A 25674-nucleotide genomic window follows, 5' to 3' on the forward strand; every position below is an offset into this window, starting at 1 on the left:
AAGTTGCAAAGCCATCATCAAAGGGAATAGCCATGACAACGACTCGTTATGCAAATATTTTAAAACCGCTTCATCTGGGATTTACCACGATTAAAAACCGGGTGGTGATGGGTTCAATGCATACCGGGCTGGAGGATCGTTTCTATAATTACCCCAAACTGGCAGCTTATTTTGGCGAGCGTGCCAAAGGTGGGGTAGGTCTGCTCATCACGGGTGGTATTTCTCCAAACCGTCAGGGCTGGTTACTGCCTGCAGGCGGGACCATGAATACCTTGGGAGATATTGCTCCGCATCGACTGGTAACTCATGCTGTGCATAAACATGGTGCCAAAATCCTGTTGCAAATCCTGCATGCGGGCCGTTATGGCTACCAACCTTTTGTGGTTTCAGCGAGTCCAATCAAGTCCCCGATTTCTCCTTTTAAACCACGCCAGCTTTCAGAAAAACAGATTCTGGCTACTATTCAGGACTATGTAAAAACTGCCAGTCTGGCAAAAAAAGCCGGCTATGATGGTGTGGAAATCATGGGTTCAGAAGGTTACCTGATTAACCAGTTCCTGAGTCGTCATGTTAATCAGCGTAATGATCGCTGGGGTGGTTCGATCGAAAACCGGATGCGTTTTGCGGTGGAAATTGTCAAAGCGATTCGGGCCGAGATTGGTGAAAAATTTATTATCTGCTTCCGTCTGTCTTTACTGGATCTGGTACATGATGGTAATACCATGCAGGAAGTCATTACCGTCGCTAAAGCATTAGAGAAGGCCGGAATTACTTTACTCAATACCGGGATCGGCTGGCATGAAGCACGTATTCCAACCATCGTCACGTCTGTGCCACGGGCTGCTTTTGTCGAGTACACTGCGGAAGTAAAGAAAAATGTTACTGTTCCGGTGATCGCATCGAATCGTATCAATATGCCAGATACTGCTGAAGAAATCCTGGCATCAGGGCAGGCGGACATGGTGCAAATGGCACGTCCTTTACTGGCAGATGCTTTCTGGGTCAATAAAACAGCGACCAACCGTGTTGATGAGATCAATACCTGTATCGCCTGCAACCAGGCTTGTCTGGACCATACGTTTAAAAATCAGCGTGCTACCTGTTTAGTGAATCCGCGTGCTGGATATGAAACTGAACTGGTTTATGTAAAAACCAAAAAACCGAAACGGATCGCCGTTGTGGGTGGGGGCGTTGCAGGTATGTCAGCGGCAACCGTGGCTGCCGGACGTGGTCATGAGGTGACCCTGTTTGAAGCGACGAACGATGTTGGTGGTCAGTTCAACCTGGCCAAAGTAGTGCCGGGTAAAGAAGAATTTCATGAAACCATTCGTTATTTCAAGGTTCAAATAGAAAAGACTGGGGTTGAATTACGTCTGAATACCAAGGTCAATCGTGAACAGCTGGAACGTGAAGGTTTTGATGAGGTGATTGTGGCGACTGGCGTTGTACCACGCGCCTTGAAGATTGCGGGTAGTGATGCGCCACAGGTCTTGTCCTATACCGAAGTGTTGAATGGAGCATCTGTCGGAGATCGAGTTGCCGTGATTGGTGCAGGAGGAATTGGTTTTGATGTATCTGAATTTTTGCTAAAACCACCATTGCAACCTCAGCCAATGCCTGTAGATGAATGGAAGCGTGAATGGGGAGTAGACCCAAATCCAAATTATGTGACTGAAGGAGGAATGCAGCCTGCGGAGGTTGAAGCACCAGTCCGGGAAATTTATCTGCTCCAACGTAAAACCACACCACTTGGTGCTGGTCTAGGGAAAACCACAGGCTGGGTACATCGCGCACAATTGAAAAAACATGGTGTACGCATGCTGCGGGGTGTGCAGTATAAGTCGGTTACTGATGAAGGCTTATGGATTGAGGTGGATGGACATGACCAATTGCTACGCGTAGATACGATTGTGGTATGTGCCGGTCAGGAATCAGTGAAAGAAATCATGCCAGTTGAAGGTCAAAAAACTATAGCTAAGTATCATATTATTGGTGGTGCCAAACTGGCGGCAGAGCTGGATGCCAAACGCGCGATTCGTGAAGGTGCTGAACTGGCAGCCAGATTGTAAGGATTTGATGAAACTATATGCAGTTGATTGCATTCACTGTAATTTTCACTTGTCAGGTGAGGAAAAGCTCCGTATGATGGCGCACATGGAAGCGTGGCAGAGCGGTTTAATGCACCGGTCTTGAAAACCGACGAGGGCTTATACCCCTCCGTGAGTTCGAATCTCACCGCTTCCGCCAGATACGAAAAACCCCAGTCAATGACTGGGGTTTTTTATTGTCTGGATATTTTAAATTACGGGTATAGGTCATTGAATTATATAATAAATTAGAATATGCGGACATATAAAAACTGATATAGATTGACAGTGACAAAGTAGTAAAAAGTGCCAAAAGCTAAAACCTACACCTTTTTTTGCATGGTGAATGGGATTACATGTAGTTTAAGTCAATTGGCCGCTATAACCACTATAGAGGTTAAAAAAGCAGAACTTCATCTGGACAAAATAATAAAGCTGCCAGCTGGCGAAAATCTTGATCTATGTATTGATACTGATCCTCATGGGAGCAAGTGCTCAAACTTAAATAACAGAAAATAAAACTTCAGCTTTAGGGGGGAAATTAAGAATTTTATGTTTGCATGATTATTAGAGTCTTTCATAAATTATGTTTAATCACTATCAAGACAATTCCTTCTCCATAGAAGATTTGCGAAACAGGCTCCTTAGGAAGAGCTTTCCACCCCCTCATCCTGTTGCGAGGCAGTGCTTCTTATCCCAAAGAGAGAAGGCACTTTTAATATCCATTTAAAGATAAATAGCACGATCATTTTTTGATTTATGAAAGTGGTCTATTAAAATCAAATTAATTTTGAATATATTGTTGAATTTTAATAGTCAGTCCTACAGGCTGACGCTGCTGAAATCCAAGGTGGTATTGATAATTACCTAGCAAGCTTTTAACCAATGCCAGTCCCAGACCATGGCCGTGCTGCTGAGCAGATTTGCGCCAGAAGCGTTGTCCTAAATGTTGAATATCCTGTGCTATCAGTTGTTGTCCATCATCTTCAATCACCAGGCAATCAGACTGCATGGAAATCCAGATATGGGCAGCCTGTGCATGTAGCAGGGCATTTTCAAGCAGATTTTTCAGTACCGTATACAGCACAAATTCAGGCAGCTAAATTTCACCCAAGCTGTCCCAGTTCACTTGTATTTTTTCGTTCATTTCTGGATAGCGCGTACCTAAGTCTGCAAGAACTTTCTCAAGAGTGGGGTGAAGCCAGATGGCCTCGGTCATTTCTTGGACACTGTTTTCTGATTGGGTCAGCAATAAAAGCTGCTCGAGTAACAGCGTATAACGCCGGATACTCTCATTGGCCTGCTGCAAATTGTGCTGAATGGATTCAGGCAGGTTCTGCTGCTGACCGATCAGCTGGGCCAGTTGTACATGGGTTTTAATTGCAGTCAGGGGACTGCGTAATTCATGTGCAGCATAGGCACTAAAGGCTTTCTCCTGTTGCAGACTGTCATTGAGTTTTTGAATCAACTGCGTGGAATTGTTGACAAAAGGCTGTACTTCTTGGGGAATACTTGCAGGCTTGAGCTGCATTAAAAAATCTGCCGCCTGTGAATAGTTGAGGTTTTTCTGGTTCAGGTATTGACTGAGCTGATCCAAAGGCCGGAACTGTCTGCGGATAATAAAGATGATCAAGGCAATACAGATCAGCAGTGAGAAGACCAAGGGAACCAGTACGGACTGCAGAATCTGCTGTAGTAGCATATCCCTCAAGAACATGCGTTCTGCCGCCACCACCTGAATATCGCCACGACGCAGAACATAACTGCGCCATTCCGTATCACCCTGCTGCCAGGTGCTGAATCCTTCTGGTCGCTGGCTTAAATTTTGGGGGGCACCGCGTGTTTTGGCAATCACCTGATTACCTAACGAGATGTCAGAGCTAAAAAGAGAGACTTCACAGGCAATTAACTGGTTTGCATCATCATTCTTGGCTAATTTTGATAGGGTTGCATCCCCCAGACTATCCAGCGGTAACTGCTGAATCAGCCGGGCAACCATTTGTGCAGATGCCGATAAGCGTTGATCCAGTGTGTCTTGTAAACGCTGTTTCAGGTCAATATACAGCCATGAAAATACCGCACTCCACAACACAATAAACACGGCCAAAAGACTCATGACCAAACGCCATTTCAAGCTGTGACTAAACATGACGTTGCTCAAACGGTTTGAAAATATAGCCCACACCGCGAACGGTCTGAATCAAGTCTGGATGCAGTTTTTGTCTCAGGTGATAAATGTGTACATTCAGGGCATTGCTCTCTATAGCGTCCTGAAAGCCATAGAGCTTGTCAATAAGCTGTTCATTTTTCAGGATCTGGTTGGGGTGACTCATCAGGGTTTCCAGCAGGCTGAATTCACGGCGAGATAAATTCACGGCCTGGTCTTGATAGGTCACAGTCTGGGTATCCCGGTTCAGAACCAGTTCATCAAATTGCAGTGTATTCGAGGCAAAGCCACGGTGGCGCCGGGTGAGGGCATGAATCCGGGCAATCAGCTCCTCCAGTTCAAAGGGTTTGGTCAGATAGTCATCGGCACCGGCATTCAGGGCCTGAACACACTGATCGGTCCGCAGCCGCGCCGTCAATACCAGTACCGGGAGATCAATCTGGTCGCGTCGCCAGCTATGCAACAACTCCAGGCCATCCTGATCCGGCAGGCCTAAATCCAGTAAACACAAATCGACTGCACTATGCCGGATAAAATAATCTGCAGCACGTGCGTGACTGACATGCTCCACTGAAAAATTCAGATAGTTCAGAGCAGCACAAATGCTCTGTGCGATATAGGGATCATCCTCAACCAATACAATAAACATAGAACATCCTGATCAAACTGCCATTATTTTATAAATGATTTGGGCTGTTAATGTTGCCTTAATTTTAGTTTTTCAATAATGCAGTCCTAACAGGAGGAGATCAGCTGGATGTTGAAGTGGATATTGGGTGCCGTGATCGGCGGTGGAATCATGACGGGAACTGCACATGCAGACTTTTTACCACCAGATCAGGCATTTCAGTTTCAGGTGGTTTCTACAAGTCAGGATCAGGCAGAGCTTAGCTGGAAAATTGCAGAGGGTTATTATCTGTATCATGACCAGCTTAAAGTGTCTTCTCAGCAGACTCTAGTCAAGCTAACATTGCCCAAACCCGAAGACAAAGACGATCCCAATTTCGGTTTGACCCAGGTGCATTATGGGCAAGTCAAAAGCAATATGAATGTGCAGCCCAACCAGCAGTTTGTGGTGCAGTGGCAGGGCTGTGCAGAAAGCGGTTTATGTTATCCGGTGCAACGCGCCACGGTATCAACTGATGCAGATGGTCTATTTCCAGCGCAAAACCTGAGCAAAACACCAAAACTGCTGGCCAGTACTGCACAGCCACAAGCAAACGAAAAAATTCTGAATGCTCAGAAAGATGAGTTCCAAGCTATAGAGCAGACTCCAAGTACAGATCAAGCCCTGACTGAAGAAAAGGTAGAGGAAATACAAGTCGCTGCAGTTTCTGAACCTGTGGTGCAGCCTGAGATGGAATTAACAGAGAAAAATGACCAGCTCATTGCAGACCCTAAAAAACAAACTTCCCCAGCAGGCATGAATAGCCAGTGGAACAATGACCAGTATTTTTTAAGTCTGCTGTCTGAACAAGGTCTGTTAATTAATGCCCTGATTTTTCTCGGGCTTGGCATTCTGCTGGCCTTTTTACCGTGTTCTTTACCTTTAATTCCAATTTTAACGGGAATTCTGGTCCAGCAGCACCGGGGCTACCGTGCTGCGCTGATTGCGCTGGTCTTTGTTTTGGGTATGGCACTGGTCTATGCGGTCATGGGACTTGCTGTGGCACAGCTCGGTTACAGTTTTCAGCGTTGGTTTCAAAGTCCGGTATTCATCAGTATTTTCAGCATTCTATTTGTTTTGTTCGCGCTTAATCTGTTCGGAGCATTTCAGCTGTCCTTACCCCAAGGAATGTTACAGCGTCTGGATCAATGGCAGCAAAAGCAGAAGGGTGGCACGCTGATTGGTGCTGGTCTCATGGGCATGATCGCCGCACTGATTGTCGGGCCATGTATGAGTGCACCGTTGGCCGGTGCCTTAATCTATGTGTCTCAGCTCAATCAACCGATGCTGGGAGCCAGTTATCTGTTCGTCTTAGGCCTTGGGCTGGGCTTGCCGCTATTTATTGCAGCCGTATTTGGATCTCATCTTTTACCCAAGCCTGGCATCTGGATGGATCGCCTGAAGTTTAGTTTTGGCTTTGTCATGCTGGCCTTGGCTTTGTATTTTGCCCGCCCTCTATTGCCCGGCATTTTATACCTGAGCCTTTTGGGTGTGGTACTGATCACCTGTTCAGGCTATTTCTTGTTCAAGATGCTGCCCCATGTGCATCGGTCTGTATCGAAAATAGTCCTGATGCTGCTCAGTGGTTTACTGGTCTATGCAGGAGGCATGCAGCTCTATCATGTCTGGAGTCAGGTACAGGTCGCCCATGTGGAATCACGGCTTGAATGGCAGAAGGTCAGCACAGCCGCACAATTGCAACAGCTATTAGCCAAACATCGCGAACAGCCGGTAGTGATTGATGTTTATGCAGACTGGTGTGTGGCCTGTCAACCGATTGAAAAGGAAGTGATTTCACGTAGTGATGTCCAGGCGGCTTTACAAAATGTGGTTCGTATCAAATTAGACCTGACTCACTATCATCCAAGTCAGGATGAGCTGCTAAAAGAATGGCAAATCCTCGGTCCACCTACCTTCATATTTTTAAATGCAGCGCATCAGGAACAGCGAGACTTGCGTTTAACCGGAAGCTTTAGCGCGACACATTTACTAGGCACATTGCAGCAACTGCAAGGAGAGCAACCATGATGATTTCCAGTGATGCACTGCATCTGGGACCTTTGATGTTGCCCTGGACACTCATAATTGTTGCCACTGGCTTGATGCTGTTATCTGCCGTGCTGTTTGGATTAGCCAGAAAGTATTCATGGTCTAAACAGCTGCTTGGACAAAGTCAGGATTTGCTCTGGAGCAGTTTTTTGCTGGGGATGCTGGGTGCGCGTCTTGTTTTTGTCCTGCTTAATGCCGAGCTGTATTTTGCAGCACCCATCGACATACTGAAAATCCAGGACAAAGGTTTCCATTTATGGGGAGGGGTGCTGATTGGTGCTTTGTGGTATGTCATTCGAAACAGACAGTTGCAGACCCGATTCAAAGCCATCTTGTTGATCATCTTTATAATTTGGATCGGGCTTGGGCTCGCATTCAAATCCAGTCTAAAAACTGAAGCGGCGTTTCCTGATCTAGCCTTTGGTGGGCTAGAACAGGGGCATCTGGGTACAGACAAGATTCCACTCAGCCAGTTCATTGGCCAGCCCACGGTAATTAATATGTGGGCGAGCTGGTGTCCGCCGTGTCACCGCGAAATGCCGGTGTTGGCAAAGGCTGCCAAGCAGCATCCTCAAGTGAATTTTGTCATGCTCAATCAGGGTGAGGAGGTAGCGACCGTAAATGCCTATTTAAGAAAACATCAGTTTCAATTTAAACATGTCCTGCTGGACCCATATGGTGAACTCCCCCAGCAGCTGAATAGTTTTGGCCTGCCAATGACGCTGTTTTTTAATGCTCAAGGCCAGCTGGTCGAGCGGCATATGGGGGAACTCAGTCCGGCCATGTTGCAGCAATATTTAAATAGAATTTCAGATCAACCTTAAAAAAAACAGAAGAACTTAGTATGAACAAAATTTACCAGGTGCTTGGTGCAGGCATGTTCCTGATCATGAGCATGCACACGCAGGGAAATATAAAACAGAACATTGAACAACAGGGCTTTGTGTTTGTAAAACAGATTCCGGCACCGCAAGGAATGACCGGCTGGGTAGGGCATGAAGACCAGTATTCCAATACGGTATTTATCTCCAACGATGACAAATATTATATCAAGGGCGAACTGTTTGATGCACAAGGGAAAAGCCTGTCCAATGAGCAGATTGAAAAGCATATGAAAAAAGCGGTATTGGACGATGTCTGGAAAACCCTGGAAAAATCGACCTGGATCCAGGATGGAAAGCCAGATGCACCACGGGTAGTCTATGTTTTTTCCGATCCGAATTGCCCATATTGCTATAAATTCTGGCAGGCGGCTCGGCCTTGGGTCGAATCAGGTAAGGTACAGCTGCGTCATATTCAGGTCGGTGTGATCCGTCAAGAAAGCCGTGGCCAGGTGGCCACATTGTTAATGTCGAAAAATCCAGCAGCAGTTTTTAATGATATAAACAAGAATAAAGGCAAAAAGCAGCTCAAGAAAATGGAAAAGATTCCTGCCGAAATTGCTGCAAAAATTGATGCCAACCAGGCCCTAATGGGGAAATACGGCTTTTTCTCCACACCGTCGATGGCTTGGAAAAACAATCAGGGTGAATTTAAATCCACTCAAGGCCTGGCGATGGACGTCAAGGAAATTTTTGAACAATAAGATCGGATGAGATATGTCAAATTTGGATGATCCACGGGTACTGCTTGCTTTGGAACGAACCGCTCTGGCGTGGAACCGGAGTGGTTTGGCATTAATTGCTTTTGGTTTTGTGATTGAAAAATCCAACCTGCTAGTGCAACTGGTGGACCCAGAGACTTATGCACAGAAAATAGCTTATTCACAATGGTTGGGAATTGTGGTGATTGTATTTGGTATGTTGGTAAATTTCGCCTCAATCCTACAATATCGGCGGGGATTGGCATCACTGCGACCTCCGGAATTTATTGAAGGTTATTACACCCAGCATCCCGTATGGCTAAACCTTTTTACTGCTTTTAGCGGACTGCTTCTGATCATTTCTTTTTGGCTGCACTAAGAAGCGGGTTGGGCGCAATACAGCTCGTACAGCTTTTGCATCAGGCTCAAGACCTTGGGGTCACTCAGACGATAAAAAATCTGTTTACCCTCACGTCGGGTGCCGACCATGTTGGCCTTTCGCAGTACTGTCAGCTGTTGTGAAAGTGTAGGTTGATGAATATCGGTAGATTCTTCAATTTCCTGAACATTCATTTCCCTGTCGACCAGGACACATAAGATTTTCAGACGATCAGGATTGGCTAAAACTTTTAGGCATTGGCTGACGAAATCGACTTGAGAAAAATCAATTTTGGCATTTTCAGCAATCATATCCATAAATGTCCTCACAACTTTTGATGTAGCCCGTGCAGTTTACATAATTTACCATAAAACTGCTTGATTAATATTTTTTATTATATAATATAAAAAAGTATATTGTATAGGGATTAATTCATCATGCATGACTTCCTCATCGCATTTATTGGCGGCTTAATGCTCGGGCTTTCCGTGGTCGGCTATCTGTACGTCAATGGCCGTATTGCAGGAATCAGTGGTTTGATTGGGCAAGTCTTAAACTCAAAAACCATGTTTAAAACACCTGCAATCTGGTTTTTATCAGGCTTGATCCTCACACCGTTTATTTATGGTCTGTTTGTGCAACCTGAAATCGAATTGAATGCCAGCCCATTGATGATGATTGTGGCAGGTCTGCTGGTAGGCTTTGGGACACGTTTGGGTTCGGGCTGTACCAGTGGTCACGGAATTTGTGGCATTAGTCGGCTGTCTAAGCGTTCTATTGTCGCGACGATGACTTTTATGTTTGCAGGTTTTGTCACCGTTTATATTATCCGTCATATCACAGGAGCATTCTAAAATGAAAAATGTGTTTGCCTTTTTATTTGGTGCTCTATTCTCTGTGGGTCTGATGGTGTCGGGCATGTCCAATCCTGAAAAGGTACTCGACTTTCTGGATCTGTTTGGTGATTGGGATGCCAGTCTGGCCTTTGTCATGATGGGCGCGATTGCAGTGGCCTTTATTCCTTTCCAGAAAGCAGTACGTAAGGCTCAACCGAAAACAGTATTTAATGAGCCTATTGATTTGCCTAAAAATAATCAGATAGATAAGAAACTGATTACCGGTGCGGTTTTATTTGGTGCAGGTTGGGGCATTGCCGGCATCTGTCCGGCGCCAAGTTTCACCTTGATCGGTTTGGGCCACTATCAAGTGCTCTATTTTATTGTAGCAATGCTGGTGGGTGTATGGATTCACCGTAAATGGTCAGGAGCTTAATGATGTCAAACTTACCTATAGTAAAAGATTTTTTTCACGAAGATACCAATACCTTCAGTTATGTTGTACGTGATCCGGAGACCAAGGCCTGCGCCATTATTGATAGCGTTCTGGATTATGATCCGGCATCAGCAAGTACCTCAACTATTCATGCCGATAAAATTATTGCCTATATTAAAGAGCAGGATTTAACGGTCGAGTGGATTCTAGAAACCCATGTACATGCTGATCATCTGACTGCAGCGCAATATCTCAAGGCAGAACTGGGTGGTAAAATTGCCATGAGCCAGAAGATTTCTGTGGTACAGGAAACCTTTGGTGCGATTTATCATCTGGACATAAAACAGTTTAATGCCCTGCAACCATTCGACTACCTGTTTGAGGATCATGAGCATTTCAAGATTGGTGAAATGGATGCCTATAATATTCCTACACCAGGGCATACACCCGCCTGTCTCAGCTATGTGATCGGGGATGCGGTATTTGTGGGTGATACCCTGTTTATGCCGGATTATGGTACGGCACGTTGCGATTTTCCGCGTGGTAGTGCATCGACCTTATTCGATTCGGTACAGTCACTGTATCGGCTTTCGCCTGAAACTCGGATGTTTTTGTGCCATGATTATCTGCCTGAAACGCGTCATGACTATGTCTGTGAAACTGATGTGCAGACACAAAAGACCCAAAATATTCATATCCACGAAGGCACCATTAAAGCAGAGTTTGTCGAAATGCGACATCAGCGTGATGCTACTTTAAATATGCCAAAACTGATTCTGCCGGCAATTCAGATCAATATGAAAGCAGGGCAGTTCCCTGAGCCTGAAGCCAATGGTGTGTCTTATTTGAAATTGCCATTGAATTATTTTAAATAATTTTGAGCTGCTGTTTCTGTAAGCCCTGTAGATACAGGGCTTTATTGTTCATAAGACTTGATTATAAAAGGAAAATTCCAGATCATTTTATTTCCTTCCGATGCTTCACCTCATTCTGTGCCACACTACATTTAAGCATCGGAGGAAAAGAGCAGCTTAGTCTTGATATATTAAAATAGGTGTTTAACTATCCTAAATAATTTTAAAAACTTAACATGACCTGAATATGAGTTCCCCGACCTGAAGACAGGATATTCAGTGTACCATTCGCACGTTGAGCACGTATTTTCATACTTTGTAGCCCTATATGCTTGGCTTCTATAATACATTCAGGATCAAAACCGACGCCATTATCCCGAATATTCAGGATTAATGCCTGCTCTGTCTGTTCAAGCCCGATACTAATCTCACTTGCCTGACTATGTTTAATAATATTGGTCAGTGCTTCTTCAAGAATACGTGTCAGGGTTAAACATTGCAGAGGTGTGGGCAACTTGTTCCATTTATCTGGTATTTGCCAATGTGCAGCAATGTGCAGCTCATCAAAAATTTCCATAAAGCGATGGCGGGTTGGCGCTGCCCATAATATTGGACTATCAGGTATTTTTGCATCCAGACTTGAACCATGATCAATAATCTGGCGTAAGTCATTACTTAATAATTTTAAAATCGATAAAAATTTTTCTTTTTCTAAATGATCATTGCGGCTCACCAGTTCGATTGAACGAACAATTGAACCACCAATACCATCATGTAAATCACGAGACAAATTAACGCGTTCTTGAAGGCGAATATTTTCTAAAGCTAATTGGTACTGAGAATTTAAAGAAGAACTGAGTTTTTGAGTCACATTATCAATTTCGTCTTTTAAAGTTTTATTAAATCGTGAAATCACCTTATTGTTACGATATAAACGCAGACCTAGTAAAAGCCCTAAGAATAAAGCACTAAATGGTGAAATAAAAGGTGACCAGAATTCATTTTGATAAGTCAGGATTTGATAAGCATCATGAATCGCAACCGGAACAAAAAATGCATGTAATCCTGCCATTAAATACACTTCAATTTGTTTAGATTTATAAGTTAAAAATGGATAAGTAGAATTTTCTAATAAGAAAATAATCATATTAAGGATGAAAAAGAAATGAATAGTTTGTTTTAAATATTCATCTGGAATAACTGCGAGTACAGCAGTGGCAAGAAAAAATATAAACAAAAGCAGTTTTTCAATTCGAGGAAATTTCAGATTGGCAAAGCGCCAGATAGAAACACAGGAGACCAAGGTATAGGTTGAAAATAACCAGGCGAGCAACCTGTCGACCTGAATACTGCTGAGAGGGGTTGAATACAGCAGAAAGAACAGGGAATAGCCGAGCCAAAACAAGACATTCGCACTGATCCAGAGATATGCTGATTCCTTACGGTATATAATCCATACCATAAAGTAAAAAATACCAATAATTACATTGATTAAAAAACCAATTGAAATCAATGTCTTTTGCTTGAATTGATACTCTTGATAAAGTGGCAGTAGCTGGTTATAAGGTCCAATATGGACATGACCTAAATTTCCTTCCTGAATTGATGCGCTTGCTACATATATCCAGATCGTATTTTCTTTTGTCTTAAGAGCAGAGATGGGAATTTGCCAGCTACGTGGAATATTCCAACTTCGTGATAGTGGTTCAGTTAAAGATTGATCTTTCCAAAGTAAATCATCGTTTAAATAGACTTTTCCAGCCATATTAATATGACTAATAACAAGACTCAGGGGGTGGTCAGGCTTATTTTTACAGTCATAGGTCCAGTGAATTTTATACCAGGCATTACCTTTATAATCTTTCCAGTGTGAATTGATGAAATCAGGAAAGTGCTCGACTTTTGCCCAGCCTGTTGTTGGTCGTTCAACAGGGTTATTAGGAATTGCTTTGGCGATAAAACTTTCTGTAATGTATGCTTTACAGGAGGTTGAGGAAGACTCTGGTGATTGGGCATGCAATTGACAGGCGAAGAAAAACAGCAGGCATAAAATTAAGAGATTAACCCCATAGTGCGTGCAGTATGGATAGCTTTCGACCTGTTGCTCACGCAAAGTTTGCGATAAATATTTTTGATATGACATTCGATTGTATATTTTGATAGAAACAATGCTTCGGCAATCTCTCTATTACTCATCCCCTGAGCGACCAGATTTAAAATTTCATATTCACGTTTAGAGAGTAAATCATTTTTCTCTAGGTTTGAATGCTTTTCTATTGATTCAAAAGAAATATTTTTCAGAATTTGCTGCGCAATAAAAGGATCGATTGGTGCACCTCCCCGAATGACATTACGTATGGAGAGTAATATTTCAAAGTCATCACGTTCTTTTAAAAAATAACCTGTTGCCCCGGTATGGATGGCCTGAAGGATAATGTTCTGTGTGCAGCAGGTCGAAATGACCAGAATCGGGAGTTCTGCATTCAGATGATGTAGGGTTTGAATGACCTCTAGTCCTGAGCCATCAGGTAAGCCGAGATCGATCAAGGCAAGTGCAAAAGAATATTGATCAATGAAGGTATGCGCCTGTTTAACTGACTGCGCATAATAAATGACGTCGGAAGTATAGCCCAGTTCTCGCAACAGTTTTTCAGTCCGTTGTTGCATGAAAATATCATCTTCTAAAACTAATATGGGGGCAGGTAATTCCATTTCGTACGTCAGCATCAGATTGATGTCTCCCTCAAATCAAAGTGCATTTTATGAAAGAGCATGCGCCTGCAGGAAAGGACGCTATTTATAATTCAGTCGTTGTGGTGCTTTATTAATGTAGCCTAAATTTTATATATATTACAAATATTTTTAATACTTTAGAGCGGATATTTTTAACTTACAATTTATGCATTATTTCCTATAACAAATATCAAATTTTTCTGTTCTATTCCATACGTTCAATACACCTCTAACCTTTTTCGTTTCGTTATAAGAAGAATAAATACTAGGAAAAATCGAAATGAACAAATGCCATTTTTTTAGTTGACCGAAAATTTTTATGATTTTAACGGGAGATTTATGGAGCATTTAGTTTTCTAAACATGACCTAAATCAGATGAATAATTTTGGAAAATACCAATTTTCAGGGATATGTAAAGTTTCTTTTCATTGATGTAATTCATGATAGGAGAACCATGCACTTTTGTAACAGGTGTTTGGATTGAGTTAACTAGGACTGCATTTTAATCTCGTCAATTTTAATAATTTAAATATATGTTTTTATTTATTTTTTTAATTGACATTGAGATGAGAGTCGTTGCATGAGATAGAAAGTCATGAACCACATCTACCGTATTATCTGGAATGAAACTTTAGGGGCATGGGTTGCAGTTGCAGAGAATGTAAAAAGAAAAGGGAAAAGATCATCATTAAAATTAGCTGCTCTTTCCGTTACAACACTCATCAGTTTGATACATATTCCCGCATTCGCTAAAAATGAACTTTGTATGCCAGATGAGGTTTGTAAGTCATTTACCAATTTATTTGATTCTGTTGTATTAAAACAAAGCCATGAACAAGCATATACCGATCAAGTAATCTCGATTACAGCAAGAGCTAATGATGGTAGTAATGGCCGTACAGGTGCATTATTTGTTAAGCCCAAAGCGGGTAAACCAGGTGGGGATGTTGGTACGAGCTGGGAATATAGCTATGTTGTGAACTCTGATATATCTGAAACAAACGGCTTAGATCCAATTGTTGTCATTTACCATAATGATGGGGCGTTTAATGGTGGAGGTGTGCCAAGCGGTGAATATATGCAGGCTACATTCACTCCACATGATGTAGATGGAAATGACATTTTTTTAGATGAAGTCAATCCTAGGTATCAGGTCAATACCGTTAACTATTCATCGAGTGGTGTGGCTTCAGCAATAAACACAACTACGGTAAATGTCACTTTAGAATTCAATGTCGATTCAAATACTGGTCAAGAAACATATCTAAAAAGTGTTCAAATTCCGCATTATGATTTGAATATAGATTTAGAAGATAGAGACCAGACCAGTACATCAGGTCAACATCTTAATGCTGAACTGAACTATTCCGTTCATGGGGAAAATCAGACGCTCAACTTTACTAAAACAGCGACCGCTGTGGAATTAAGCAGTCGCGGTGGTGATGGCGGAAATGGCGGGCAATATATTTTAGGTGGAAAAGGAAAACCGGGCGGTGTAGGTGGGGATGCTTCAAATTCGGTTCTAAACTTACATGATCTAGACATTGCTATTGTTGCGTCAACGCGAGCAACAGGGGTAGGTAAAGGCAGTACCGGCGTCTTAGTGAAGTCTCAGGGCGGTGATGGTGGTGATGGTGGTGGTTCTTATACGATTGACGCTGGGGGCGGAAAAGGGAATGTAGGCGGAGAAGGCAAAAAAGCATCTGCAAATATATTCAATACTCACATCATGATTAATGATGATTATTCATCAGGCGTGGTTGCGATCAGTGCAGCGGGTGATGGTGGTAATGGTGGTAAAGCTGGAGGTATTGTCTCATCTGGTGGTAAAGGAAATAACGCTGGACAAGCTGGCGAAGTTGAAATTTATACAGATAGCCAAAGCCGAATAGAAATTATTGGATCACATGGTAATGGTCTTTTAGCACAATCGGTGGGGGGAGCAGGCGGTTCCTCCGGTGCCAGTATCGGTATTGTATCGATGGGTGGGCAAGGCGGTCATGGTGGAAATGCCAATAATGTAAAAATTATAAATGAAGCTGAGATAGTAATTAAAGGAACACAATCCAATGCGATTACTGCGCAATCGGTTGGCGGTGGTGGTGGTAATGGCGGTAGTGGATTTGGACTGGTTACACTAGGCTCTATGAATGGTGCAGGTGGTAATAGTTCAATTGTTGATGTCACGAATAGTAATCAACTGACAGTTGAGGGACAGTCATCACACGGTATTGTTGCCCAATCTATTGGTGGTGGTGGTGGTAATACTGGTTTAACTGCTGGCATGGTGGCATTGGGTGGAAAGCAGACAGAAAGTAGTGCTGGTGGCGGTAATGCAGGTGTAGTTAGAGTAAATAATACCATTGGTGGAGATATTGCAACCCTCGGTGATGGTGCACATGCGGTGATTGCACAGTCCATTGGTGGCGGTGGTGGTAATGCAGGCCTAAGCACAGGTTTAGTCTCTTTCGGTGCCAATGGCGGTAAAGGTGGTCACGGTACTACGGTTACTGTCAATAATAATGCAAATATAACAACAAATTATTTATCTACAGCAAATAATGATAGTGAACGACAAATAGAAAAAGCACAGCAAGTTGGTTCCATTGGTATCTTGGCCCAATCGATTGGCGGTGGTGGTGGTAATGGTGGTAATTCAGTTGCAACAGGGGCTTTTGTCAGTTTAGCGCTGGGCGGCAAAGGTGGAGCTGGAGGTGACTCAGGTAATGTCCAGGTTCGTCATGGTGGTACTGATGGTTCTGAGCCGAGGATTTCAACAAAAGCAAATCAATCTAACGCAATTAAAGCACAGTCGATTGGCGGTGGTGGTGGTAATGCGGGTTATGCAGTATCTAATAGTGTTGGCGGCGGATTTAGCTTTAGCTTAGCGATGGCTAAAGATGGTGGTGCTGGAGGTACATCTGGTGATGTGCGGATTGATACTTTAAGTGGGGAGCTTCTTACTCAAGGAGATCGTTCAGCTGCTATTGTTGCACAGTCCATTGGCGGTGCAGGTGGTGATGGTGGTGTTGCTGGAACTGGCAGTGTATCAGTTGGTTTTAGCCTTGGCTTAAGTTTGGGGGGAGAAGGTGGACATGGAGGTACAACGGGAACTGTCGAAGTCAACAATAATAGCTTAATCCATACTCAAGGAGCTGATTCGTCAGCTATTGTTGCGCAGTCGATCGGTGGTGATGGCGGTGCAGGAGGAGCAGTGTATAGCTTCTCGGGAGGAATGTATGCTGGCGCAGTTGGACTGGGTGGCACAGGTGGTGCGGGAGGTGTTAGTAATTCTGTTACCGTCATCAATAGCGCGGATATTATGACTCAAGGCACGAGTTCATCTGCTATTTTAAGTCAGTCTATTGGGGGCAGCGGTGGTAATGCAGGAACAGCAATTACTGGTGCATTGGGTAATGTAAGCGCCGGACTTTCTTTAGGTGGGCAATCTCGTGCAGGGGGTACTGCAAAAATTTCTAAAATCCATTCACTTGCAGAAAGAATAATAACAAAAGGTGATAACGCCACGGCAATTATTGCCCAATCTATCGGTGGAGATGGGGGTAATGGCGGCAATGCAATTGGTGTGTCTGGCTCAGCCTTGGCAGGAGCTGGTATTGGCGTTGGCGGTACAGGTGGGACTGGTGGAAAAGCTGGTGCTGTCGAAGTGGTTATTGGTGATGAAACCACTGCATTGGAAGGCGTGGTTATAACACAAGGTTTTAACTCGGGTGCAGTTTTGGCGCAGTCTATCGGTGGTTCTGGAGGTAATGGCGGATATGCTATTGGAGCTGCTGCCAATGTAAATGTCGCTGGTGGTTTGAGTGCAGGTGTTGCACTTGGTGGGACTGGTGGCAAGGGAGGTTCAGCCGAAGCTGTGACCTTAACCTCACATCATGCAATATTTACAGAAGGTGAAAATTCAACTGGATTGACGGCTCAATCTATGGGGGGCGATGGTGGTAATGGTGGCATGGCATTGGGTATCGCTGCGACTGGGTCATTGGCTGGTATTGTAAATGCAGGCGGTCTCCCATCTGTAGCTTTAAGTGCGGCAGTTGGGGGTAAAGGTGGTAGTGGAGGCATTGCAAAATCTGTAGAACTGACCAGCCATAATATTATTGGCACAAAAGGTAATAACTCCAATGCCATACTTGCTCAATCACTTGGTGGTGGCGGTGGTAGTGGTGGTTTTTCAGGTGCATTTAGCCTAAGCGCATCAAAAGTAGGTGCTATTGCAGCCAGTGTCGCTGTAGGCGGAACTGGCGGTGATGGTGGTCAGGCAGGCACAGTGAATGTCGATTCTTTTGCTGATATTGCGACTGAGGGGCACAATTCATCCGCTATCTATGCACAGTCAATCGGTGGTACAGGTGGTAAAGGTGGAATGTCTTTGGCAGTTTCTGCCGCAGCGGGCTCATCTGCTGCATTGAGCTTAGGTGCAAGTGTTGGTGGAGATGGGGGAAATGGTGGTACAGCGAAAAGTGTTGAAGTAAATAGCCAGAGCAATATCAATACGGCTGGTGATTTTTCACATGCGATTCTTGCACAGTCAATTAATGGTAATGGCGGTAGCGGTGGTAACGCCATAAATGCATCTGTGTCTTTATCCAATGGTCCTGCTACAACTGCATCAGTTTCTATTGGTGGAGAGGGTGGCGGCGTGGCTACCTTTAAAGATAAAGATGGCAATGATCTGAAAGATCAGTATGGCCGTTTAAATGTAAATGGGACTTATCGAAACTTAAGTGGTAAAAAGGTCGACGAAGAAGGGCGTTTACTTGATAGTGCAGGAAAGATTGTTAATAGTGAGGGGTATCGTGTTACTGCTCATGGTCATTTCATCTTAGATGATAACAAAATTGTAGATGCCGAAGGGCGTGAGCGAGATCAGAATGGTAACTATCTAGTTGATGGAAAGCGGTATAACGATCAAGGTTATGAGGTGACATCAGAAGGTTACATTGTTACAGCTCAGGGTAATGTGAATGAGGTCGGTAACAAGGTTAAAGCTGATGGAACAGAAGAAATAGATAGTCAAAAAAATGTTATTCACATTGATCAGAGCCAATGGGGAAGTATTGATCTCTCAAATATTCCTCAAATGAGTGATTTTGAAGCTAAACGAGTTTTGACAACTGTAGATCAATACAACGGGGACTGGAAAAACTATTTAGCGGCCATTTTGACTGAAAAACTAGAGCGAGAGCGCAATCTCAATCATGTCACTGTGAACGTTGGAAAACAATTCACCCATACTGATGACATTAAAGTGATTCAAACCTCGGGAACGAATGCTGATGCCATTGTTGCCCAGTCCATAGGTGGTAATGGTGGCACAGGTGGTCTTAGCATTAATGGCACATTAAGTTCAGGCCGGTCTGCAACCAACTTGGCTGTTGCCGTTGGTGGTGGCGGTGGTGATGGTGGTGTAGCTGGGGATGTCTTGGTTAATAATCAGAACACTCTGATTGAAACGACGGGTAAAAACTCAAGTGCTATTCTCGCGGAATCGATTGGTGGTAATGGCGGTAAAGGTGGTACGTCCATTTCTGCGAGTTTAACCAATGCCAAAGTACAAGCAGCTTCACTTACTGCAAGTGTTGGAGGTGGGGGTGGTATAGGTAATGAGGCGGGTGATGTAACTGTTATTTCGAATAATCAGGCTTCATTAAAAGATGCTGAAACCTTAAAAGATATTGCAACCATTTCGACCCTAGGGGATCTGTCTCATGGTATTGCGGCTAAGTCCATTGGCGGTGGCGGTGGTCAAGGCGGATTTGCGGGGAACTTTAGCTTAAATTATGGCAATAATAAAGGTATGCCAGGTACGCCTCAGCCTCAAAGTAGTTCATTATCTGCAAGTGTAACGATTGGTGGCGGTGGTGGTACAGGCAACCGTGCGGGTGATGTTTATGTGGATAGCACAGACAATATTGTCACCAAAGGTATAAATGCGATAGGTATTAAGGCTGAATCCATTGGTGGAGGTGGTGGTAGTGGCGGTAAAGCACTCGATGTGAATATCAATGCCACCGAAGGAACAGGAATTGATTTAGGCGTTACACTGGGCGGAAAAGGTGGTTCAGGGAGTTTAGCGGGCCAAGTTCAGGTTGATTCAGAAGGTTTAATTATTACAGAAGGAGATTATTCGCATGCAGTATATGCGAAATCTCTAGGCGGTGGCGGTGGTGATGGTGGTTTTGCTGTAACAGGATCGCTGTCTAGTAATGTTGCAACATTTCAAGCAAATGCGAGTGTAGGTGGTTTCGGGGGTAATGGAAACAGCGCTGATTTGGTGACTGTGAACCGCATGGGCGATATTTATACGCATGGTACAGAGGCGGTGGGTATTTTTGCACAGTCTATTGGAGGTGGCGGTGGTGATGGCGGTATGGCAATCACTGCAAATTTAGCTAAAGCTGACTCCTACCAACTTGGTTTTACTTTGGGTGGGGCTGGTGGTGATGGACATGCTGGTAGCAAGGTCAACATAGATAATGTTGGAACCATTCTGACAAAAGGCTTTAAATCACAAGCAATTAAGGCACAGTCGATTGGTGGTGGCGGTGGTAATGGTGGTACTTCAGCTGCATTTGATGCCAAAGGCATTAATATAAAAAGTAATTTTGTTATTACAGCTGCAGTAGGTGGTTGGGGCGGTGATGGAGGCTTCTCCGATAAAGTCACAGTGAAGAATGATGGGCTGTTGATAACACGAGGTAATAGCGCTCAAGCCATCTTAGCGCAGTCGATTGGCGGCGGTGGTGGTGATGGTGGTAATGCCTATTCAGGTACCTTAATGGCACCATCTGTAGGACCTCAAGGGAAAACAACGTCATTTACTTTTGCACTAGGTGGTTTCGCTGGTGAAGGGAATAAATCAGGCGAAGTGGATGTTCAGCATACGGGCGATATCTATACCGAAGGTGATCGTTCAAGCGCAGTACAAGCACAATCCATTGGAGGTGGTGGGGGTAATGGTGGTAATGCCTCAACACTCGCAGTGAATATGCAATGCGATGAAGTATGTGCGGATCAACTAAAAAATGAAAACTTATCTTCACCTCCATCAACATCGATTTCTACCAGTATTGGTGGCTTAGGTGGGATTGGAAATGACGCTAATACTGTTACCGTCAATACCAAAGGCTTAATTCAAACTCAAGGAAATAGTTCGAACGGTATCTACGCACAATCCATTGGTGGTGGTGGGGGCGACGGTGGTAGCACATTTGCGAACTCTACGACAATCACTGGTGCCCAAAAGGCAGGTTCATCTAATTTTTCTGTAGGAATTGGCGGTTATTATGGTTCAGGTGGTCATGGTGGGGATGTGAGTGTCACACATGCCAATTCAATCATGACCAATGGCTATAATTCAAAAGGTATTTTAGCTGAATCTATTGGCGGCGGCGGTGGCAATGGTGGTGATACTTCGGGTTCCAAAATTGGTGTCGGTGGTGGAGCATTCCAAGATGAGATGAGTCACTTGCTCGACAAACTCAAAGAATCATTATCTAACTTAGGTGCAGATGAACTTGCAAAAATTTTGCCCCGTTTAACAGATGGTGCTGCTGGTGATGGTGGTGATGTCATCGTAAATACTCGACTCGATGCGGAAGCTGAAGAAATTGAATTCACTCGAGCGGATCAGACTACATTTACGCTCAAGAATTTCATCATGACTCAAGGTCAATTCTCCGACGCGATCTTTGCTCAATCAGTTGGTGGTGGCGGTGGTATAGGTGGTACTGTCGAAGGGGGGACACCTGAAATTGCTTTCGAAATTGAGGTCAATTTACCTACTGGTGAAAAAGATGAGCACGGTAATGATATATATGCTCCGAAGACAGTTAAACAGACTATTAAGAAAGCAGATGGAGGTTTATTCGCACTCGGTGGCGATGGCGGTGCGGGTGGTGATGGCGGTGTTGTAACTGTCAATAACGAACTCGATTTATATACTGCGAACAAATCCTCACGTGGTATTTTTGCCCAATCCGTTGGTGGTGGTGGTGGTGCAGGTGGAGATTCAGATGGAAAATCAACCATCGGCATTGGTGGTTCAGGATCCATGGCGGGTAAAGGTGGTGAGGTTTCTGTTAATAACCAAGGCTCTATTTATACACAAAGCACAATGTCAGAAGGTATATTGGCGCAGTCCATTGGGGGCGGTGGTGGTGCTGGTGGCAGTGTGGAACAGGCAACCATTGCATTAGGTGGCGGAACACTCACGACTTTACTAAATGGTTTTGGAGCCAATTTACCTGTTAATAATGGGCAGGACGGCGGGTTAGTGAAAGTTCTGAGTGGAAGTAAAGCTAAACTGACTACGATTGCAACTCAAGGTAATCTCTCATCAGCAATACTTGCACAGTCTATTGGTGGTGGCGGTGGTGTAGGTGGTCATGCTAGCGGAACTGTAGCTGTTGGTGGAGCGGGAGCCGCAGGTGGTGATGGCGGTGTTGTATCCATTGATAACCTCTCAAATCTACAGACTTTAGGACATGACTCATCCGCAATTTTAGCTCAATCCATTGGCGGTGGGGGTGGTGTTGGCGGAAACAGTGATGGCGGCAATAAAAACAACGAAACCAAGAGTGCAATGTTATCTGTAGGGGGGAACGGTTCTGCAGGTGGTAATGGTAACGATTTAACTGTAAAACATGATGCCCAGATCCAAACCTTAGGCAATAATTCTAAAGGTATATTGCTGCAATCCATTGGTGGTGGTGGTGGTGTTGCAGGTAGTACCAAAGGTTTCTCAACGGATGAAATTCGCGATGAAATTGAATCCATAGGTTTAGGAAGCGGTGTCAATAAAATATTAATGAAGCCATTAGACCTTGCAGATACTGTGATTGAAAAGGTGTCTGGTTGGGTGACGCCGTATATTAAAGAATATTTAATGTCAGGATCTGTTAAAGGTGGTGATGCAGGAACAGTCATATTAAGCCTTGGTCCGGATAGTGCCGTACAGACATCAGGTCATGCTTCAGAGGCTATAGTTGCACAGTCTATTGCTGGCGGTGGTGGTTCGACGGGTAGTACAGCTGGCCTACTTGTCGCGGGTGCATCAGCTGGTGCGAACGGTATCTCTGGTGCTGTACAAGTTGATCATGCAGGTGAAGCTTTTACCTTTGGACAAAATTCAAGTGTGATCGTTGCCCAATCGATTGGCGGCGGTGGGGGGCTAAGTAGTGGTATTGATCAAATCAGTCAATTTGCCCAGTTAGGTGCAGAAGGCGCTACAGGCTTAGCCAATACAGTGAGTGTTAGTAACTCGGGTGTTTTATTTACCAAAGATAAATTATCTCAAGGGATTATTGCTCAATCCATCTCTGGGGGTGGTGGGGCTACAGCACTCAGCCATCAGTTGGTTTTGGGTGGAGCAGATAATGCTGACAGTCATGCAGAAGATGTTACCGTAAGTAATAGTGGATATATTGAAACAACCACAGATGGTTCGTCTGCAATTGTTGCGCAATCCATTGGTGGTGGTGGCGGTTTTGCTGCGGGTGTCGTCAATGGCAATGTAAGCGCTGGCAATGGTATGGGAGACGGTGCTGACGTAAGCGTGACTAATGGAACCTTATCGACAAGAAAACTTGCAGCATCTGGTACTGATACCACTCCATCTAAAGGGATTACCACATTCGGTAATTATGCCCACGGTATTATTGCTCAATCCATTTCAAATGGTGGGGGGTATAGCAATAACGTTGATGCTTCAGGTAATGTTACTGGTTACCAGACAGTTGCTCAGAGTGCATTAGTGAGCGGTAATGCAGGTAATGTGAATGTGGATCAGCATGACAATATCTATACGACAGGGGTTGGCTCTGTAGGGATTTTGGCACAAAGTACAGGCTTTAATGCGGGCACGATTATCATTAACAACACTGCAGATGCACTGATTCGTGGTGGATCAGCAGAGGGTGCTGCGATTCGTCTGATTGATGGACGTGACAACGCTATTCATAACGCAGGTATCTTGACCGGATCCGCATCTGATAACGTCTTTGGTCAATATTTATCAGGTCAACATGATTTGATTGATATTGGTCTGTTAAATGCAAATGCCGTATTGGCCGGTAATGCCGAAGACACGATTAACAACACTGGTTTTATCACAGGAAATCTGGATTTAGGTTCAGGTACAAATGCATTGAATAATAGAGGTGATGGCTGGATTATTTCAGGTCAATCACAAGTGATTAATGGGGTGGCCCGTAATGAAGCGAACTGGGCGGTATCGGGGGTAAATCTGGTTGGTCAAACTGACTTGATTGGGGACTTCAGTCAGGAGCAATCGGGAACTTTATTCTGGGACTGGAACTTTAAATCTGCAGCATCTTCAGCCGGTATAAATGCCCGAGCTTTGGCTGCGGCAACACCAAATTACGATGTCTTAAATGTTAGTGGTAATGCAGTGGTCGATGGCGTGCTATCTATTAATATTATGGATTCAGGCTATGTTAAACCTGGTGATTTCGCACTTAATTTTATCAATGCGAATACAGTTGATATCAGTGCTTTAAAACTAGATGCAGTTGCTTCTGCTATTGCGACCTATAATCGCAGCTTGATAAATGGTAACGGTGCGATTGTTTCAAATATTAATTTTGCACCTACTGGCTTAAGTCAAAATGCTGCAAGTTTGGGTGAAGTGATTAATCAAATCCAGTTAGCAGAAATTGCAACATTTAGACCTGTTGCAGCACCACTATTCTACCGACCTAATTTAGAGGCTTTACAGGAAACGTATAATCTATTGAGTGGTGAAGGGAGTGTGGCTAGCCAACAATTGTACTTCACCCAAAATGCAGGTGTGATGTCAGACCTTTCGATGCATATCGATTTTTGGCGTTCGAAATCGGCACATGCCCAAAATAATGGATTTGCTACAGTAAGTTGTTCAGCTGAAAATGAAGCCGGTTCTGCACGTACAGATGTGAAAAACTGTCTGGAAGATAATAAATGGAGCTTATGGATCGCAGGTCACAATGGCGAGCAGGAGCAACGTGGCAAAACATCTTCAGGCATGGCAAATGTCAATAGCGACAGTTATCGTACCATGGTCGGACTGGACTATGCGCTATCGCCAAATACGCTGGTTGGTGTGGCATATAGCAATGGCAAGACCCAGTATGAAGTTCAGGACCGTTTGACTACAGGTTTAATGGACTTTGAAGGAGTGAATATATTTGCTTCACATCGTATTCAGGACGCATACGTAAAAGCTTTGATTGGATATGACCAAGTTTCAACCGAAGTAAATCGTTATGCATTCATTGATCCTGCTCTAGATCCAATAGTTCAGGTGGCAGGTGTTGAAAATAATCTGACTGGTGAAGCTAAGGCAGATGCCTACAGTCTGCGTTTAGAGACGGGGCGTCTGTTTGAATTAGATGCTGTAAATGTGACCCCGTTTATCGGAGCGCAGTATAGCCAACTAGATACAAAAGCATTCCGCGAATCGGCGTTAGAAAGTACAGATCCATTGGCTTTACAGTATGAAAAAACGAGTGTCTATAGTGCGCCGTTATTCATCGGTGCGCAGTTTGACAAAAACTTTGTCTTTAGCGAAGGCGTGATTCAGCCATATGCCCGTTTTGCATTCAGCCATGAGTTGTCTAGCAAACGAGAAATGGATGCAAGTTTTGTTTCTGCACCAGGTTATGTCTTTAGGACACAAGGTGGTGAACCACAACGTAATAGTTTTGATATGAATGTGGGCTTTAAAATGACCTCGATTACCAATCTGTCAATTTTTGGTCAGTACTATGGAAAGTACGCTTCATCAAGTTCGAGTGATCAAGGCGGAAGTATCGGTTTAGAGCTGAACTGGTAATAGATGAGTTAATAAAAAACCGGCTT

The 25674-nt window shown here is 44.0% G+C and carries 13 protein-coding genes, 1 tRNA gene and 1 pseudogene; 10 read left to right on the forward strand and 5 right to left on the reverse strand.

From position 1 onward, the window contains the following. The first annotated feature begins 32 nt into the window (after positions 1-32). Positions 33-2069 carry an NADPH-dependent 2,4-dienoyl-CoA reductase gene (locus tag F955_RS09150; RefSeq protein ID WP_004893703.1) on the forward strand — a complete coding sequence of 679 codons (2037 nt, stop codon included), beginning with the start codon at positions 33-35 and terminating at the stop codon, positions 2067-2069. An 87-nt stretch (positions 2070-2156) separates the two neighbouring features. Beyond that, positions 2157-2247 (forward strand) — tRNA-Ser (locus tag F955_RS09155). A 624-nt stretch (positions 2248-2871) separates the two neighbouring features. Here the strand turns inward: F955_RS09155 and F955_RS09165 are convergent. After that, positions 2872-4236, reverse strand: a pseudogene (locus F955_RS09165) (ATP-binding protein). After that, positions 4229-4903: a response regulator gene (locus tag F955_RS09170; protein WP_004893711.1), complete on the reverse strand. Its 675-nt coding sequence runs from the start codon at positions 4901-4903 to the stop codon at positions 4229-4231. The pseudogene F955_RS09165 and the gene F955_RS09170 overlap by 8 nt, the downstream one beginning before the upstream one ends. A gap of 108 nt (positions 4904-5011) precedes the next feature. Between F955_RS09170 and dsbD the strand changes: the two genes are divergently transcribed. The 4 genes from dsbD to F955_RS09190 are packed head-to-tail and all read left to right on the forward strand — an operon-like array spanning position 5012 to position 8931. Beyond that, positions 5012-6949 (forward strand): protein-disulfide reductase DsbD, encoded by a 1938-nt coding sequence (gene dsbD / locus F955_RS09175; protein WP_004893713.1) that lies wholly within the window; start codon positions 5012-5014, stop codon positions 6947-6949. After that, entirely contained in the window at positions 6946-7794 is an 849-nt protein-coding gene (locus F955_RS09180) for a TlpA disulfide reductase family protein (protein WP_004893715.1), read from the forward strand. Before dsbD ends, F955_RS09180 begins: the two co-directional genes overlap by 4 nt. Positions 7795-7814: 20 nt before the next feature. Next, positions 7815-8555, forward strand: coding sequence for a thiol:disulfide interchange protein DsbG (gene dsbG / locus F955_RS09185; RefSeq protein WP_004893717.1), 741 nt, complete (start codon positions 7815-7817; stop codon positions 8553-8555). Positions 8556-8568: 13 nt separating this feature from the next. After that, positions 8569-8931 (forward strand): YidH family protein, encoded by a 363-nt coding sequence (locus tag F955_RS09190; protein ID WP_004893719.1) that lies wholly within the window; start codon positions 8569-8571, stop codon positions 8929-8931. Here the strand turns inward: F955_RS09190 and F955_RS09195 are convergent. Further along, positions 8928-9248 (reverse strand): ArsR/SmtB family transcription factor, encoded by a 321-nt coding sequence (locus F955_RS09195; protein WP_004893722.1) that lies wholly within the window; start codon positions 9246-9248, stop codon positions 8928-8930. The genes F955_RS09190 and F955_RS09195 overlap by 4 nt on opposite strands. Positions 9249-9368: 120 nt before the next feature. Here F955_RS09195 and F955_RS09200 point away from each other — a divergent pair, with 120 nt between their 5' ends. The 3 genes from F955_RS09200 to F955_RS09210 are packed head-to-tail and all read left to right on the forward strand — an operon-like array spanning position 9369 to position 11078. Beyond that, positions 9369-9785, forward strand: a complete 417-nt coding sequence (locus F955_RS09200; RefSeq protein WP_004893724.1) for a YeeE/YedE family protein — start codon at positions 9369-9371, stop codon at positions 9783-9785. A gap of 1 nt (position 9786) precedes the next feature. Continuing rightward, positions 9787-10203, forward strand: coding sequence for a DUF6691 family protein (locus tag F955_RS09205; protein ID WP_004893727.1), 417 nt, complete (start codon positions 9787-9789; stop codon positions 10201-10203). 2 nt (positions 10204-10205) lie between these two features. Beyond that, entirely contained in the window at positions 10206-11078 is an 873-nt protein-coding gene (locus F955_RS09210) for an MBL fold metallo-hydrolase (RefSeq protein ID WP_004893728.1), read from the forward strand. A gap of 202 nt (positions 11079-11280) precedes the next feature. Here F955_RS09210 and F955_RS09215 read toward each other — a convergent pair whose 3' ends face one another. Beyond that, a complete protein-coding gene (locus F955_RS09215; RefSeq protein ID WP_228127681.1) occupies positions 11281-13200 on the reverse strand; it encodes a sensor histidine kinase in 1920 nt (639 codons plus the stop codon). Then, a complete protein-coding gene (locus F955_RS09220; RefSeq protein WP_004893735.1) occupies positions 13110-13784 on the reverse strand; it encodes a response regulator transcription factor in 675 nt (224 codons plus the stop codon). Before F955_RS09220 ends, F955_RS09215 begins: the two co-directional genes overlap by 91 nt. A 602-nt stretch (positions 13785-14386) precedes the next feature. Between F955_RS09220 and F955_RS09225 the strand changes: the two genes are divergently transcribed. Further along, positions 14387-25648, forward strand: coding sequence for an ESPR-type extended signal peptide-containing protein (locus tag F955_RS09225; RefSeq protein ID WP_004893737.1), 11262 nt, complete (start codon positions 14387-14389; stop codon positions 25646-25648). Positions 25649-25674: the final 26 nt, after the last annotated feature.

Source organism: Acinetobacter schindleri CIP 107287 (assembly GCF_000368625.1).
In the GTDB taxonomy this organism is placed as follows: Bacteria; Pseudomonadota; Gammaproteobacteria; order Pseudomonadales; family Moraxellaceae; genus Acinetobacter; species Acinetobacter schindleri.

Bases quoted from the DNA above. Each gene is read 5' to 3' on its own strand.
- F955_RS09150 (WP_004893703.1), top strand. From the start codon at position 33: ATGACAACGACTCGTTATGCAAATATTTTAAAACCGCTTCATCTGGGA.
- F955_RS09170 (WP_004893711.1), bottom strand. From the start codon at position 4,903: ATGTTTATTGTATTGGTTGAGGATGATCCCTATATCGCACAGAGCATT.
- dsbD (WP_004893713.1), top strand. From the start codon at position 5,012: ATGTTGAAGTGGATATTGGGTGCCGTGATCGGCGGTGGAATCATGACG.
- F955_RS09180 (WP_004893715.1), top strand. From the start codon at position 6,946: ATGATGATTTCCAGTGATGCACTGCATCTGGGACCTTTGATGTTGCCC.
- dsbG (WP_004893717.1), top strand. From the start codon at position 7,815: ATGAACAAAATTTACCAGGTGCTTGGTGCAGGCATGTTCCTGATCATG.
- F955_RS09190 (WP_004893719.1), top strand. From the start codon at position 8,569: ATGTCAAATTTGGATGATCCACGGGTACTGCTTGCTTTGGAACGAACC.
- F955_RS09195 (WP_004893722.1), bottom strand. From the start codon at position 9,248: ATGGATATGATTGCTGAAAATGCCAAAATTGATTTTTCTCAAGTCGAT.
- F955_RS09200 (WP_004893724.1), top strand. From the start codon at position 9,369: ATGCATGACTTCCTCATCGCATTTATTGGCGGCTTAATGCTCGGGCTT.
- F955_RS09205 (WP_004893727.1), top strand. From the start codon at position 9,787: ATGAAAAATGTGTTTGCCTTTTTATTTGGTGCTCTATTCTCTGTGGGT.
- F955_RS09210 (WP_004893728.1), top strand. From the start codon at position 10,206: ATGTCAAACTTACCTATAGTAAAAGATTTTTTTCACGAAGATACCAAT.
- F955_RS09215 (WP_228127681.1), bottom strand. From the start codon at position 13,200: ATGTCATATCAAAAATATTTATCGCAAACTTTGCGTGAGCAACAGGTC.
- F955_RS09220 (WP_004893735.1), bottom strand. From the start codon at position 13,784: ATGCTGACGTACGAAATGGAATTACCTGCCCCCATATTAGTTTTAGAA.
- F955_RS09225 (WP_004893737.1), top strand. From the start codon at position 14,387: ATGAACCACATCTACCGTATTATCTGGAATGAAACTTTAGGGGCATGG.